Origin of the sequence: Bacillus sp. Je.9.29.b, from assembly GCF_051129925.1 — a bacterium.
GTDB classification, from domain to species: domain Bacteria; phylum Bacillota; class Bacilli; order Bacillales; family Bacillaceae; genus Bacillus; species Bacillus safensis.
Map to the genome: position 1 here is coordinate 62,247 of NZ_JBCPSO010000002.1, position 14,788 is coordinate 77,034.

Below are 14,788 nucleotides of genomic sequence, written 5' to 3' on the forward strand. Positions count from 1 at the left end.
GGAAGAATGACATTATCGATTAAAAAGGGATCACCACTTGAGCATGCAGAGAAATTAGCACAAACCATTATGAAAGCGTATACACCGATTGAGCTGCCGCCAGCTGGAAGATGGCATTATCATCAAGGGGTTTTCCTTTGCGGTGTCATGAAGCTATATGAGGCAACAGGGAACGAGGCGTATTTCGATTATGTGAAAAACTATGCGGACTCCCTCATTGATGAGTACGGAAATTTATTATTTCGCAGGGATGAGCTTGATGCCATTCAAGCAGGACTCATTTTATTCCCTCTTTACGAACGAACGAGAGAGAAACGGTATGTGCTGGCGGCGGAGAAGCTCCGCGGACTTTATCGTACGCTAAACCGCACGTCTGAGGGCGGATTTTGGCATAAAGACAATTATGCTTATCAAATGTGGCTCGATGGTCTCTACATGGGCGGTCCTTTTGCCTTAAAGTATGCTCAGCTTAAAGGTGAAGAGTCACTAGTGGATATGGTCATTCATCAAGAGCATCTCATGAGAAAGCATACGAAAGATGAACAAACAGGTTTGTATTATCATGCGTGGGATGAACGAAAAACGATGCCATGGGCTGATCAAAAGACCGGCTGTTCCCCAGAGTTTTGGGCAAGATCGTTTGGCTGGTATGTCCTTGCATTAGCAGATATGATCGAGGACCTGCCCGAGCATCATGAAAGGCGGAAGGTGTGGAAAGAAACGCTGACAGACATGCTGGAAAGTGTGGCAAAGTACCAGGATCAAAAGACAGGTCTCTGGCATCAAATCATTGATAAAGGAAATCACAGTGACAATTGGCTTGAAAGCTCGGGGTCGTGTTTATTCATGTACGCCATGGCAAAGGCCATGAATGAAGGGTATGTGAGCCTCCGTTATGTTGATCATGTGGTCAAAGCATATCAAGGCTTGATTCAGCATAAGACGGCTGAGAAAGAAAATGGTGATTTTACCATCAATGATATTTGTATTGGAACATCTGCGGGATTTTATGATTACTACGTTGGAAGAGAGCGGAGCACAAATGACTTGCACGGGGCAGGCGCTTTTATTATGGCGTTAACTGAGCTAGAAAAACTGTCTGTTTTTCAAAAGGCATGAGGAGGCAAAAAAGAGCCGCCGTATGGCTCATCAGTTTCATCGCTGCCATTTGTTTATCTGCCTGTCATGGGAAAACAAACGGGATCGATGTCCTGATTTTTTCTGATATGTCAAAGGGAATGAAGGATCAATTAGTGGAGAAGGCTTTTCAGCCGAAACAAGAGACTTATAGCGTCCACATCTTTCCGGCGATTCCTGAAAAGCTTCTTGTTGAAATTACCTCAAAAGAGGGGGACGTGATGCTTGTTCCGGAAGAAATGTTTAGAACGTATGATGATCCTGAAAGCTTTCAGCTGCTGGAAGAGATGGAAATAGGCGATCAAGCAGCAGGACCATATACGGTCGAGGACAAAAAGACAGGGAAAACGGTCGATTATGCAGTTCAAATCAATAAAGGAAAGAAAAAACTCAACGGCTATACCTTTCAATTACATCGAGATATGGTCGCTTTCATTCCCGTGTATGCTGATAAGACGGAAGAGGCGCTGTCTCTCATGAAACAGCTTCGTGAAAACCAATAGAAAATGGGGTGGGGAATGTGAAACGGGTCGTGATTTGCGGGCTGAGTCATCGTGCGTTCAATATGTTTATTCAACCGCTCATAGAGGATTTCAATGAGCATTATCGGATTACAGGGCTCCTAGATATAGATCATCAGCGGTATACACTTTGTCAGGAGCGTTTTCCGTCACTCCGGGGCGTTTCGTTTTTTCATGAAGATGCATTTGATCAGATGGTCAAAGAAACAAAACCAGATATCGTCATTGTGGCAGGCAGGGATGACACACATGTCACATATATCATGCAGGCACTTGACCATGATCTAGATGTCATCACTGAAAAGCCGATGGTGACAACAGCAAAAGACGCCAAAAAAGTGATGGAAAAAGAGGCGGAAAGTAAAGGGAAGGTCACGGTCACCTTTAATTATCGCTACAATCCTTTCCATCGAAAGGTAAAAGAACTGATTCTAGACGGGAAAATTGGAAGGGTCACATCTGTTGAACTGAGCTGGCTCATTGATACATATCATGGTGCTAGTTATTTCAAAAGGTGGAACCGCACACGTCAATTCTCTGGCGGACTGTCCATTCATAAGTCGACGCATCATTTTGATCTGGTCAACTGGTGGATTGATCAAAAGCCGAAACAAGTATTTGCTTACGGGGCGCTGAACTATTACGGCAGCGAAAGCCCTTGGAATCCCTTGCAGGGGGAGGAAAATAGATTTTGCGGAACATGTCATGTGAAGGATATATGTCACTATGAAGCAAGGTGGAATCCGCGGGTTGAGCGCTCGAAGGTGGAGGACGACCATATTGAATCCGGTCAGGAGCAAACGCAGCAGTACTCAAACTATCGCCCGGATGCGTGCATTTTTGATCAGGAAATAGATATTGAGGATACATATGTGGCGTCAGTCGCTTATGATCAAGGGGCTCTGCTCAGCTATTCGATTCAATTCTCAGCCCCATATGAAGGCTACCGTCTGGCTATTAATGGGACGAAGGGGCGTATTGAAACAAATGAGTTTCATGTGCCATCAAGAATTCCTTTTCAATTCCCAGAACAAACAATTTCTTATTACCCGATGTTTGGATCAAAGGAGACGATTGAAGTCGTAAAGCAGCCAGGCGGACATGGCGGCGGAGATCCTCTGCTTTTGGCTGATTTATTTATAGGAAAAGATCCCTTGATTCACTATGACATCTTAGCAGGAGCAGAGGCTGGTGCTTATTCGATTGCACTTGGAGAAGGCATGTGGCGCTCTGTCAAAGAAAAGCGCCCAATTGAAATTGATGCATTGTTACATAAAGAGAAGGTGTAAAGAGAAAGAGAGGAGGAGAAAGAGATGGATCATGATGGTTCAATGAGCAGAATGCTGAGGATGTGTGAGTGGGTGATGAGACTCGCCTATACGAATTTGTTATGGCTTTTGTTCACCATTCTAGGGCTTGGCGTTTTTGGCTTGATGCCCGCGACCACTGCGTTATTTTCCGTGATGAGAAAGTGGATTCAAGGTCATGAGCAAGTCAATGTATTCCGCACTTTTTGGAAGGTATTCAGGGAGGAGTTTGTACGCTCTAACGTCATTGGAGTGGTGCTATTCATCATTGGAACGATTATTTATGTCGACCTTGCTTATATTTATCCGACGAGCTGGTCCTTACATGTGCTTCGCTTTGCTATATATATTTTCGGTTTTCTATTTATTGTGAGCTTATTTTATATTTTTCCGCTGCTTGCTCATTATGATTGGAAAAAACGTCTCTATCTGAAATTCTCTCTTCTGCTCGGTATCTCATACTTGCAATATACACTCTCTATGCTTGTTTTTTCGGCTGTGCTGTTTGTTCTGTTTGCTTATTTACCGGGAATCGTGCCGTTTTTTAGTGTGAGCATACTCGCCTACGGTCATATGTGGCTGGCCTATCAAGTCTTTAAAAAGGTAGAGTTTGAAAGTGAGCACGAGACAGCCGAAGTGAAGAAGCGGCTGCCGTCTTTCCTTCAATCGAAGCGGGTGAATACGCAGTGAAGTGAATCATTTGCTATAATGGTGTCACCGTAATGAAAAGGAGAGATGAGAGTCGTGTCAGTGAAAGAAATTTCAATAGAAGAATTAAAACAAAAGCTGGAGCAGGAAGATGCCATTCAGCTTGTCGATGTACGTGAGGACGAAGAGGTAGCAGAAGGCATGATCCCGGAAGCCATCCACATTCGAATGGGCGATATCCCTGAGAAGCTGGATGCATTCGATCAAACGCAGGAATATTATATTATTTGCCGCTCTGGTAAACGTAGTGAAAATGTCTGCTATTATCTAGAAGATCAAGGCTACCAAGCGACCAATGTCGTTGGCGGGATGCTTGCTTGGACAGGAGAAACAAAACCGAAGCTGTAAATAGAAGGCCTTTCATCTTAACGATGAAAGGTTTTTTTGTTCATATGCCTCTCTCTATGTGCATAAAGATAGAGTAGCGAGAGAAGGGAGAGTGGCATAGGTGCTAAAGGTAGCTGTATTTGATGAAGAGCATGAGAAAGATTTGCAGAGTGAAATCAATCATTTTTTAAAAGGAATGGATGACGACCAAATCATTGACATCAAGTACAATGTAGCGGTGATCTGTGAGCAGGGAGGGGAACAGCTCTACTGTTTTTCTGCACTCATTTTATATAAAAAATAGACGGCATCAAAAAAAGGACCTGCTTGAAGGGTCCTTTTACTTTGGTTAGCTGGCGTCAATATATAACCGATGCTTGTTGCAGTGAACACATTGAAAGAGGTAGCCTTGTAAGTCTCCTCCGTTGACGAGCCATTGCTTTAGGTTCTCTTTTGTTAATCCTTCGCCACTGCAAATGTCTTCGATATCCTCGGCGAGTTCTTCCTCTAGATGTTCAATCTCCTTCCAGCCGACATACTGGACGATTGCGCAAAAATCTCCGCAATGACTTAACCAATATTCTTGCTGCCACCCGCGATAGCCTGGCGTTCTGAAGATCAGCTCATCGATATATTCCTCTTGATCGACGTCATCACAGCTTGCATCGTCTTGAAAGGTTCCATTATATTTTTTAGCCGCTGATCCATCTTTAATGCACCAAGGACAAATTCCCTCCACATTTTCCACAGTATAAAAAGGACCATGGTACACATAATCTCTTTCTTTCTCACAAACAGGACATGTTGTATGCTCTTTTTTGATCACATTTAACGAAACTGGATCTGGGTTGTACTTGAACGTAGGTAACGTCATATAAACCTCCATTATGTAGAAAGTGATGATTCATCACTATTTTAAAGGAATCCTCAAGCTTACGACAATCTTAAATTGTTTATATAGAAAAAAGCCGTTCGGATGAGGAACGGCTTTTTTCTCGCTTGCGATTATGCTTTTTTTACTCTTGGACTTCTTGGTTTATTGACTTTATTGGCTTGTTTGATGATTCTTCGTTCATCATTTAGTGATTTATACAGTGAGACAATCATCAATATAATGACAACGGAGAACGGCAAGGCTGCGAGCTTGGCTGTATTTTGCAAGGCTTCAAGTCCCCCTGAAAATAAAAGCACAGCAGCAACAGCCGATTGGATAATGCCCCAGCTGACTTTGACACTGCCAGGAGGGTTTAATGATCCGTAGGTTGTCTGCATTCCAAGCACAAATGTAGCTGAATCTGCCGATGTAATAAAGAATACGGCGATTAAAATGAGTGCTAGTATCGATGTAATCATCGCCAGCGGATATTCATTCAGTACACCGAAGAGCATCGTTTCAGTTGAAAGGCCTGCAACATCGACAATATTCTTTTGCTGTAAGTCCATTGCAGATACACCGAAAATCGAGAACCATAGGAATACTAGGATGGAAGGAGCGACTAAGACACCCACTAAAAATTCGCGAATTGTTCGCCCGCGTGACACTCTAGCGATAAAGATCCCGACAAATGGTGCCCAAGAAATCCACCATGCCCAATAAAAGATCGTCCATCCATTAATCCATTCTCTCTTTTCAGGATCATTGGGAGATAGACGGAAGCTCATTTGAACAATATTGGATAAGTATTGTCCAATCGAGTCAGTAAATGAATTTAAGATAAAAACAGTTGGACCTACCAAAAGTAAGAAAAACATCAGAACAGCTGCTAATACCATATTGATATTACTTAAGTATTTAATGCCTTTTCCAATCCCTCTTAAAGCAGATGCAAGGAAAAGCACCGTCACAATGATAATAATGATCAATTGTGTGCTAAAGGTATTTGGAATATGAAAAAGGTAATTCAATCCACCATTTATTTGTGCCGCGCCTAATCCTAGGCTTGTCGCAACACCAACCACGGTTGCAAATACCGCAATACAATCGATGGTTTTACCGATCCATCCGTGAATTTTATTTCCTAAAACGGGCTGCAGCGTTGCACTGATTAAGCCAGGTGCGTCTTTTCTAAATTTAAAGTAAGCAATGCAAAGTGCAACAATGGCATAAATAGCCCATGCATGAAGCCCCCAGTGGAAAAATGTATAGCGAAGGGAATCGCGGAAGGCCTGCGCAGTTTCAGTCTCCCCTGTTGGTGACTGAATAGCATAGTGGCTGATTGGTTCAGCTGCTCCGTAAAAAACAAGACCAATTCCCATACCGGCACTAAATAGCATAGCAAACCAAGAAAATAAACCAAATTCAGGCTCTTCCCCCGGCTTTCCTAGCGTAATCTTACCGATTGGGCTAAAAATAAAGAATAGACAAAAGCCGACAAGCAGTGATACCACTAACAAGTAATACCAGCCAAAGTCATTTGTAATGTATGTTTGAATTTGATCTGTGACATTTTGCAATGTGTCTGGAGAAAACGCTCCCCACATCACGGCAACAAATGTGATCGCAATCACAATCCAAAATACACTTGATACGTTTTTCACACCATCTCACTCTCCTGTTGTTCTACACGTTTAAGCAGAGGACTTTTGCTTAATATCCCCTAACTCAACTTATTTCAAACAAAAAGAGGCGAGCTTCTCACTCGACCTCTACATTACCGTAACATGTTTTGCTTCCATTTATCAACTATCGATATGGGAAGACGATTTTTCCTCAATTCGTTTGCGAAGACGGTAGACATATTCTTTTAAACATACTGCGAAAATGGTAAACGCCAAAACAATGGCGATTTTTAACGGGGTAATGGACAGCTTCAAGAAAACAGCGGCTGTCAAACTGATAACGACCGCAAGAACAATCGGTAATGCACGTCTGATCATTGATCTCTCTCCTTTGCTTCTAGTGCAGCATTCATCCCGGCAAGCCTGCCTGTCACAAGTGCTGACGTGATATTGTATCCGCCTGTGTAGCCATGGATGTCTAAAATTTCTCCGCAGAAATAAAGACCGGGCATTTTTTTAGACGCCATTTTCTTCGGTTCAATTTCCTTGACAGAAACGCCGCCTCCTGTCACAAACGCTTTGTCCAAGGATAGCGTACCATTTGCATGCACAATAAAATGTTTGCAATCATGGGCAAATGCACGCAGTTTATCCTTGGCTAGACCAGAGAATGTGTCTTGTGGATCAATCCCGTTCCGTTCTAACAGAAACAATAAATAGCGTTCTTGCATCCAAGACTTGAGGACATTTTTAATGGCTTTCTTCGGTTCATCTTTAAGGTCACGATGAAGCTTCTGGAACAGCTCCTCGTCATTCAGCTTCGGATATAAGTCAATTTGAAGACGGACGACCGGCTGCTTTTTCAATTCCTTCACAACAAATCCGCTGCATCTAAGAACAGCTGGACCTGATAAACCAAAGTGAGTAAAAATCATATCCATGACATGTGTGACGACGGGTTTCCCTTTTTTATTTAAAACACTGACAGCCACACTTCTTAAAGAAAGACCTTGAAGCACTTTTTCTTTAATAAATCGTTCATCGGATGTGACCGGTACCTCTGTTGGGAAGAGCTCTGTAATGGTATGACCGGCTGCTTCTGCCCATGCATAGCCGTCACCAGTAGAGCCGGTATGCGGCACACTTTTTCCGCCGACAGCAATGACGACAGACTTACTTGAAATTTTTTCATCATTATTTGTAACAATTCCAACTGCTTGTCCGTCTTGATACAGAACTGTTTTAATTTTTTCGTTCGTTCGAATGGTGACATTGAGGGCGCGGAGCCTGTCTAGAAGGGCATCCACAACAGATTGTGCTTTGTTTGATACAGGGAACATACGTCCATGGTCTTCTTCTTTTAGTTCAATGCCAAGGTTTTCAAAAAACGAAATAATATCCTCGTTGTTGAACTCAGAAAATGCACTATATAGAAAACGGCCGTTTCCGGGAATATGTTTGATGATTTCTTCTACTGGAAGGCGATTGGTGACGTTACAGCGTCCGCCGCCAGAAATGGCCAGCTTTCTGCCAAGTTTGTTTCCTTTGTCAATTAACAGAACAGTCGCACCGTGCTCTGCTGATGCAATCGCGGCCATCAGTCCAGAAGGTCCGCCGCCAATGACAATGACATCATAATGTTTCATGTTACATTCCTCTTTCTACTTTCAGTCATTTTTCTATTATAACGAAGATTAGGGAAGGCTGAAATATGAATTGATTGGTTTTGTGACTTCCGTATTGGATTTGTTACCTGTGTGTTGAATTGATGTGGTAAAATAGTTAAGTTGAATATTCATTAGAAAAATGGTGGTTAAGCGCATGTCTAATAAACTGCTTCGTGGTACGTTGGTTTTAACGATAGGGACGTATCTCTCTCGTATTCTTGGTATGATTTATTTAATTCCATTTAGCGCAATGGTTGGAGCTACTGGTGGTGCGCTATTCCAATATGGATACAATCAGTATACGATCTTTTTAAGTATTGCTACGCTTGGTTTTCCAACAGCGGTATCAAAATTTGTTTCCAAATATAATGCGATCGGCGATTATGAGACAACAAGAAAAATGTTCAGGGCGGGTATGTCGGTCATGCTTGTCACCGGGATGATCGCCTTTTCTATTTTATATTTGTCCGCACCGATTTTTGCCAAGATTCAGCTTGGCGGATCAAATGAAACAGGCGGTTTGACTGTCGATCAAGTAGTATATGTGATTCGGATGGTCAGCTTAGGTCTTTTGGTTGTACCGATTATGAGTCTTGTACGCGGATTCTTCCAAGGACACTCCATGATGGGACCGACAGCTGTTTCCCAAGTGATTGAACAGCTTGTCAGAATCATCTTCCTATTAACGGCGACGTTTATTATTCTAAAGGTGCTTGACGGCGGGCTTGTCATTGCTGTCGGATATGCAACATTTGCGGCACTGATCGGTGCATTTGGCGGTTTATTCACGCTTTATTTATATTGGCTGAAGCGGAAGGACCGGCTCTTAGCCATGCAGCCGAATACAGGCGCTCACTCTGATTTATCTTATAAGCAAATGTTTACAGAGCTGTTTAGCTATGCGGCGCCGTATGTATTTGTTGGACTTGCGATTCCAATTTATTCTTATATCGATACAAACACAATTAACAGAGCCATGATTGCATCCGGACATCAGGATATTAGTACAGCGGTATTGTCCATTGTGACGTTATATTTACCGAAGGTCGTGATGATTCCTGTGTCACTTGCCACAGCGTTTGGCTTAACATTGATTCCGACAATTACGGAATTATTTACAGCACGTAATTACAAGCTGCTCAATAGACAAATTGATCAGACGATGCAAGTCATTTTATTTTTCGTGCTGCCTGCTTCATTTGGTATCTCGGCATTGGCTGGACCGGCTTATTGGTTTTTCTATCCGTCTGTTCATCCTGAAATTGGGATCTCCATTTTGTTCTGGTATGCACCTGTTGCATTATTGTTTTCTTTATTCACCATTAATGCAGCGATTCTGCAAGGGATCAACAAACAAAAATTTGCCATCGTCAGTCTTTTGTTAGGGATCATTATTAAAACGGTTCTGAACATCCCGCTGATCAGCTGGCTGCAAGGAAATGGTTCTGTATTGGCAACAGCATTAGGCTACAGTGCGTCCATCTTGTATATGTTTATCATGATTAAACGCCATGCCGGCTATTCGTTCCGCAGAATTTTCAAACGTTTTATTCTCATTGGTATTTTAACGGCGATCATGGCTGTCGTGGCATATTTGACAAGTCAGCTTGTGAACCAAGTGATTTCTTATGAAGGCGGAATTTTACAAGCGGGTATCGTCATTTTGATTTCCATGATCACTGGCGGCGGTGTGTATATGTACTTGTCTTATAAGGTGGGATTACTAGAGCGTGTAATGGGCAGCCGTATGCCGAAATTTTTAAGAAAAAAGAGTTAAAGAAGAGGTAGATATTCATGAGGCTTGATAAATTACTTGCTAACAGCGGCTTTGGTTCAAGAAAAGATGTGAAAAAGCTTGTCAAGGCCCGGGCGGTCACAGTGAATGGAGAAGTGGCAAAGCAGGTGAAAGATCATGTTGATCCATCAAATGATGAAGTGCTCGTACACGGAGAGCGTGTAGAATATAAAGAATTCATTTACTTAATGATGAACAAGCCGGACGGAGTGATCTCAGCAACTGAAGATCTGCGGGATGAAACGGTTGTCGATTTACTCGAGCCGGAGGATATCGCAAGGGAGCCATTCCCTGTGGGGAGACTTGATAAGGATACGGTCGGTCTCCTTCTCCTCACAAATGATGGACAGCTTGCTCATCAATTACTTTCTCCAAAAAAGCATGTGCCAAAAACGTATGAGGTTCATTTGAAATATCCTTTAGGAGATCAAGACATTAAGCGTCTTGAAGAGGGCGTTGTCATCTTAGATGATTATCACACGAAGCCGGCGAAGGTGGAAGTAGATGCAAATGAAGAGGAAGATACACGCATCCGTTTGACGATTACTGAAGGGAAGTACCATCAAGTGAAGCTGATGGCCCAAGCGGTGGGAAATGAAGTGATCTTTTTAAAAAGGCTCTCGATGGGGGCTGTCCCTTTAGATGAAGATCTAGCACCGGGAGAGTACCGTGAATTGACGGATGAAGAATTAGACAGCTTAATGAATCGTGAATAACGTAAGAACAAAAGAAAAGAACCGGCATATCGCCGGTTCTTTTTGTTATATGGACAATTCATTATACGCTTAAGATGATATTTTTACTTTTTTTCTCGTTGTTTCCCATTTGCCTCTGCTTGGACTATGAACAAGATCGTTATAGGCAAGCACGTTTAAGTCTCTTTGAATGGTTCTAGGTGTGATCCCGAATTCATCAACCAGCTCTTGTGTCGTCACAAGACCTTTCTCTTGAATGAACATATAGACTGATTTGATTCGAGTCATCATACGGTTTGTTGAAGGTTTCAAAAAACCACTCCCTATCAATAAGATCGGATGGACTTGACTAACCACAACTTACTACACTAAAACTGCGAAATAAGGACAAGCAACAATGGTAAATGTTCGTGTTTCTTAATGTTTTATTCTATTATACACGTTATTATGCATCTAGTTCCACCAAAAAGTCAACTTTACGTGTTTTTAAACTTGTCTTCATGAAATGAAATATGGTATATATCATGATTTGAATCCGGTTACAACCCAATAATGATAAGGGATGCGATGGAAGCTGACATTTTCAAATTCCGAAAAATAAACACAGAAAATTTACAAAATAAAAAATTCAGTGAAGGCGAAAAGGCACATTCCATGTGAGGATGTGCCTTTTTTGTTTCTGTTATCCTTCTAAGAAAAAGAGCTGAATGAAAAATAAGACCGCAAAGATGAGAACAAGCACATGTACTTCTCTCCATTTCCCTTTCGCCAATTTCACAAGCGGATATGAAATAAATCCAAGTGAAATTCCTGTAGAGATACTAGAAGTCAGCGGCATCGAAAGAATAACAAGGAAAGCAGGGAATGCCTCGTCTAGTTCGTTCCAGCGAATGCGTGACACCGAGTTCATCATCAAGCAGCCAACAATGATTAAAACAGGTGATGTGATCGATGGTAAAGAGGAAATAGCTTGAACGAGCGGGCCAAAAAATAGTGCCACAATAAACAGTGCAGCGACCGTTAAAGACGTCAGCCCAGTTCTTCCGCCAGCAGCTACTCCTGATGATGATTCAATATAAGCAGTGGTTGGGCTTGTACCAAACATAGAACCAACCGTTGTTGCAGCCGAGTCAGCGAGCAGGGCTCTGCGCACTTTTGGCAGCTGGCCATTTTTCATTAATCCTGCTTGTTCGGCAACGCCGATCATAGTGCCTGTTGTATCAAAAATCGTCACCAGTAAGAAGGAGAATACGACAGCATACAAATGATGAGAGAACACGTCACCAAAGGCAGCGATTGGATTTGTAATCAGCATGCCTTCAGGCAGTGCAGGGATGTCCATCAGTGTTTTAGGGAAATGAAGCTGGCCGGTTGCGAGCGCAATCAATGTGGTCGCTAACATGCCGATAAACAGTGCACCATTTATTTGCAGAACCATTAAAATAACCGAAATCATTAAGCCGACAAGCGTTAAAATGACAACTGGCGAGCTTAAATTGCCAAGCTTCACAAGGTTTTCTGGATCAGCAGCGATGATTCCAGACTGACGGAGGCCGATAAATGCAATGAAAAGCCCGATTCCTGCTGTAATACCGTACTTTAAATTATCTGGAATGGCTTGAATCAGTTGTTTTCTAAGGGATGTTAACGATAAAATAATAAAGAGTAGACCAGCAACAAATACCGCACTAAACGCTGTTTGATAGCTGATGCCGCCACCGCCGACAACGGTAAAGGTGAAATAGACATTCAGCCCCATGCCTGGTGCAATGGCAATCGGATAATTTGCAAATAGTGCCATCCAGAGCGTACCGACAACAGCAGCGATGATTGTTGCAGTAAAGACTTGGTCAAAAGGAATACCTGCTTTTGAAAGAATTCCCGGGTTGACGGCAACAATATAGACCATAGTAAAGAATGTCGTCATACCAGCGATTATTTCTCTCTTTATGTTGGTTTGATTTTCTTTTAACTGAAACATAAAATCCTCCATTTACGAACATTATTACAAAACAATTAATATAATATTCGTTTTAAGGGTGGATTGCAACCTTTTTTCAAGGAGGAATGGAAAAATGAATTGGGAAGCTGAAGTAATACGAAAAAAAGACGACTTGATTCAGGACACACAATCTTTTTTACAAATTGAAAGTGTCCTTGATGAAGAAGGCGGTAAAGAAGGAAAGCCATTTGGTGAAAAAGTCGATGATGCCCTGCAGTATATGCTGAAAAAAGGGGAAGACGAAGGCTTCACAGTCAAGAATGTCGACGGCTATGCAGGTCATATTGAATACGGGGAAGGCGAAGACATTGTAGGTGTGCTGTGTCATGTGGACGTGGTTCCTGCTGGCGACGGCTGGACAACCCCGCCATTTTCAGCTGACATCAGAGAAAATAAAATCTTTGCACGCGGGGCTATTGATGACAAAGGCCCAACCATGGCGGCATTTTATGCGCTGAAAATCTTAAAAGATACTGGCCTGCAGCTGTCGAAAAAAATTCGAATGATCATTGGAACAGATGAAGAAAGCGATTGGCGCTGTGTGGATCATTATTTCAAGCATGAGGCGATGCCGCAAATCGGATTTGCACCAGACGCCGATTTTCCAATTATTCATGCGGAAAAAGGGATTATTGATGCCACCCTGTCATTTACATATCAACAAACAGCGAATCATCAGCGCTATACGCTGAAGCAATTTACATCGGGTATGAGGCTCAATATGGTGCCAGATGAGGCAGCTGCTACTGTGACTGCTGCACAGGAACACGATGCTGAATTAATAAAAACAGCTTTCAAAGCCTATCTTGCTGATCATCAATTATCTGGTGAGGTAAAAAGCGCAGCGGATGGACTGCATTTTACATTAAAAGGGGTATCTGTTCATGCCATGGAGCCGGCGCATGGGACAAATGCGGGCATTCATATGGCGAATTTCTTATGCGGACACGAATTAGATGAGCAGGGACTTGCCTTTACTTCCCAAATCAACGCTTTATTTGATCAGGATACAAGAGGACAAAAGCTGGGAATTGCTTGCAAAGATGAGATTAGTGGAGATTTGACGTTGAATGTTGGGACAATCCGCTATAAACAGAATGAGGAAGCAAAGCTAGGGTTAAATGTCCGCTATCCAGTGACAGCAGACGGCAAGGACGTCAAAAAAGGAATTGAAAGCATCAAAGGGGCGGCTCTTCTAAAATTCGAAGACAGTCCTCCGCATCACGTCTCAAAAGATCATCCGCTTGTGAAAACCTTGCAGCGGGTATATGAGGAACAAACGGGAGATCCTGCAACTCTTATTGCCATTGGGGGAGGAACGTATGCGAGATCTTTAGAAGCAGGCGTTGCCTTCGGACCTTTATTTCCTGGCAGACCAGACTGCGCCCATCAAAAGGATGAATATATTGAAATTGATGACTTACTGAGAGCAACAGCTCTTTATGCACAAGCCATGTATGAATTAGCAAAATAGAAATTGGAAAAGAGAAGAGGGGATTCACAGTGAAAAAAATGTTCTTATGCTCTTCATTCAAAGACAGCTATTCTCTCTTATCTGACTTTGCCGGTGAATCTTTAAAAGGGAAGCGCGTGACTTTCTTTCCAACGGCAAGTGCTGTAGAAGAAGTCACGCACTATGTGGAGGCAGCGAAGGAAGCCTTTCAGGAATTAGGGATGCAGCTTGAGACTGTGCAGATAGATGAACAGTCCGCTGAAGAGATCACACAGATGATCAAACAAAATGATGTGATCTACGTTTCAGGAGGCAACACGTTTTATTTATTGCAGGAGTTAAGAAAGCATCGTCTCGATGACGTGTTGAAAGAAGAAATCAACAACGGCAAGCTGTACATCGGAGAGTCTGCGGGGAGTATCATCATGGCGCCAAGCATTGAATATATCTCCCTGATGGATGATCAAAAGAAAGCGCCGGAGCTTTCATCATTTCAAGGTGTCAATGAAATAAGCTGCTATCCAGTACCGCATATGCACAATGCCTATTTAGGCGAGGCTGCGCAGCAAATCACAGAGAAGCATCAGCAGACGCTCGATTTATGTCCGCTTACTGATGAACAGGCTTTACTTATCAGAGGGGAACAGGCTGAGGTGAAATCTGTCAAAACATCTTAA

Annotated in this window: 16 protein-coding genes; 10 read left to right on the top strand and 6 right to left on the bottom strand. The window is 42.6% G+C overall.

The window, feature by feature from the left end; genetic code table 11:
• Positions 1–6 precede the first annotated feature (6 nt).
• The 6 genes from AAZR19_RS03590 to AAZR19_RS03615 all read left to right on the top strand — a co-directional run bounded on the left by AAZR19_RS03590 (position 7) and on the right by AAZR19_RS03615 (position 4,304).
• Positions 7–1,119 carry a glycoside hydrolase family 88/105 protein gene (locus AAZR19_RS03590; protein ID WP_202738715.1) on the top strand — a complete coding sequence of 371 codons (1,113 nt, stop codon included), beginning with the start codon at positions 7–9 and terminating at the stop codon, positions 1,117–1,119.
• Positions 1,116–1,640 carry a lipoprotein YteS gene (locus AAZR19_RS03595; protein ID WP_202738716.1) on the top strand — a complete coding sequence of 175 codons (525 nt, stop codon included), beginning with the start codon at positions 1,116–1,118 and terminating at the stop codon, positions 1,638–1,640. The genes AAZR19_RS03590 and AAZR19_RS03595 overlap by 4 nt, the downstream gene beginning before the upstream one ends.
• 17 nt (positions 1,641–1,657) lie before the next feature.
• On the top strand, positions 1,658–2,947 hold the full coding sequence (locus AAZR19_RS03600) for a Gfo/Idh/MocA family protein (RefSeq protein ID WP_434702332.1): 1,290 nt from the start codon (positions 1,658–1,660) through the stop codon (positions 2,945–2,947).
• A gap of 24 nt (positions 2,948–2,971) precedes the next feature.
• On the top strand, positions 2,972–3,655 hold the full coding sequence (locus AAZR19_RS03605; protein ID WP_434702333.1) for a YesL family protein: 684 nt from the start codon (positions 2,972–2,974) through the stop codon (positions 3,653–3,655).
• A gap of 54 nt (positions 3,656–3,709) precedes the next feature.
• The gene (locus AAZR19_RS03610) at positions 3,710–4,021 is read left to right on the top strand and encodes a rhodanese-like domain-containing protein (RefSeq protein ID WP_024424882.1); all 312 of its coding nucleotides are present in this window, start codon (positions 3,710–3,712) and stop codon (positions 4,019–4,021) included.
• A gap of 100 nt (positions 4,022–4,121) precedes the next feature.
• Positions 4,122–4,304, top strand: coding sequence for a sporulation protein Cse60 (locus tag AAZR19_RS03615; protein WP_024424881.1), 183 nt, complete (start codon positions 4,122–4,124; stop codon positions 4,302–4,304).
• Between the two features lie 45 nt (positions 4,305–4,349).
• On the opposite strand, the gene AAZR19_RS03620 is transcribed toward AAZR19_RS03615, so the two are convergent.
• From AAZR19_RS03620 to AAZR19_RS03635, 4 genes are all read right to left on the bottom strand, one after another.
• Complete coding sequence (locus tag AAZR19_RS03620) at positions 4,350–4,874, bottom strand: CbrC family protein (protein WP_076839299.1); 525 nt, start codon at positions 4,872–4,874, stop codon at positions 4,350–4,352.
• Between the two features lie 131 nt (positions 4,875–5,005).
• Entirely contained in the window at positions 5,006–6,538 is a 1,533-nt protein-coding gene (gene opuD / locus AAZR19_RS03625; protein WP_076840260.1) for a glycine betaine transporter OpuD, read from the bottom strand.
• A 141-nt stretch (positions 6,539–6,679) separates the two neighbouring features.
• Positions 6,680–6,877, bottom strand: a complete 198-nt coding sequence (locus AAZR19_RS03630; RefSeq protein WP_076840262.1) for a hypothetical protein — start codon at positions 6,875–6,877, stop codon at positions 6,680–6,682.
• Entirely contained in the window at positions 6,874–8,145 is a 1,272-nt protein-coding gene (locus AAZR19_RS03635; RefSeq protein WP_434702335.1) for an NAD(P)/FAD-dependent oxidoreductase, read from the bottom strand. The genes AAZR19_RS03630 and AAZR19_RS03635 overlap by 4 nt, the downstream gene beginning before the upstream one ends.
• A gap of 175 nt (positions 8,146–8,320) precedes the next feature.
• Between AAZR19_RS03635 and AAZR19_RS03640 the strand changes: the two genes are divergently transcribed.
• Positions 8,321–9,943 (top strand): putative polysaccharide biosynthesis protein, encoded by a 1,623-nt coding sequence (locus AAZR19_RS03640; protein ID WP_076840264.1) that lies wholly within the window; start codon positions 8,321–8,323, stop codon positions 9,941–9,943.
• Between the two features lie 17 nt (positions 9,944–9,960).
• A complete protein-coding gene (locus tag AAZR19_RS03645; protein WP_087976503.1) occupies positions 9,961–10,677 on the top strand; it encodes a pseudouridine synthase in 717 nt (238 codons plus the stop codon).
• 69 nt (positions 10,678–10,746) lie between these two features.
• Here AAZR19_RS03645 and AAZR19_RS03650 read toward each other — a convergent pair whose 3' ends face one another.
• Both AAZR19_RS03650 and AAZR19_RS03655 read right to left on the bottom strand, forming a co-directional pair.
• Complete coding sequence (locus AAZR19_RS03650; protein WP_008356419.1) at positions 10,747–10,968, bottom strand: DeoR family transcriptional regulator; 222 nt, start codon at positions 10,966–10,968, stop codon at positions 10,747–10,749.
• A gap of 370 nt (positions 10,969–11,338) precedes the next feature.
• On the bottom strand, positions 11,339–12,637 hold the full coding sequence (locus AAZR19_RS03655) for an NCS2 family permease (RefSeq protein WP_087976504.1): 1,299 nt from the start codon (positions 12,635–12,637) through the stop codon (positions 11,339–11,341).
• Between the two features lie 94 nt (positions 12,638–12,731).
• On the opposite strand from AAZR19_RS03655, the gene pepV reads away from it, so the two are divergent.
• Positions 12,732–14,132, top strand: a complete 1,401-nt coding sequence (gene pepV / locus AAZR19_RS03660) for a dipeptidase PepV (protein WP_076840267.1) — start codon at positions 12,732–12,734, stop codon at positions 14,130–14,132.
• A gap of 29 nt (positions 14,133–14,161) precedes the next feature.
• Positions 14,162–14,788: a Type 1 glutamine amidotransferase-like domain-containing protein gene (locus AAZR19_RS03665; RefSeq protein ID WP_041107306.1), complete on the top strand. Its 627-nt coding sequence runs from the start codon at positions 14,162–14,164 to the stop codon at positions 14,786–14,788.

Bases quoted from the DNA above. Each gene is read 5' to 3' on its own strand.
- AAZR19_RS03590 (WP_202738715.1), top strand. From the start codon at position 7: ATGACATTATCGATTAAAAAGGGATCACCACTTGAGCATGCAGAGAAA.
- AAZR19_RS03595 (WP_202738716.1), top strand. From the start codon at position 1,116: ATGAGGAGGCAAAAAAGAGCCGCCGTATGGCTCATCAGTTTCATCGCT.
- AAZR19_RS03605 (WP_434702333.1), top strand. From the start codon at position 2,972: ATGGATCATGATGGTTCAATGAGCAGAATGCTGAGGATGTGTGAGTGG.
- AAZR19_RS03620 (WP_076839299.1), bottom strand. From the start codon at position 4,874: ATGACGTTACCTACGTTCAAGTACAACCCAGATCCAGTTTCGTTAAAT.
- AAZR19_RS03630 (WP_076840262.1), bottom strand. From the start codon at position 6,877: ATGATCAGACGTGCATTACCGATTGTTCTTGCGGTCGTTATCAGTTTG.
- AAZR19_RS03635 (WP_434702335.1), bottom strand. From the start codon at position 8,145: ATGAAACATTATGATGTCATTGTCATTGGCGGCGGACCTTCTGGACTG.
- AAZR19_RS03640 (WP_076840264.1), top strand. From the start codon at position 8,321: ATGTCTAATAAACTGCTTCGTGGTACGTTGGTTTTAACGATAGGGACG.
- AAZR19_RS03645 (WP_087976503.1), top strand. From the start codon at position 9,961: ATGAGGCTTGATAAATTACTTGCTAACAGCGGCTTTGGTTCAAGAAAA.
- AAZR19_RS03655 (WP_087976504.1), bottom strand. From the start codon at position 12,637: ATGTTTCAGTTAAAAGAAAATCAAACCAACATAAAGAGAGAAATAATC.
- pepV (WP_076840267.1), top strand. From the start codon at position 12,732: ATGAATTGGGAAGCTGAAGTAATACGAAAAAAAGACGACTTGATTCAG.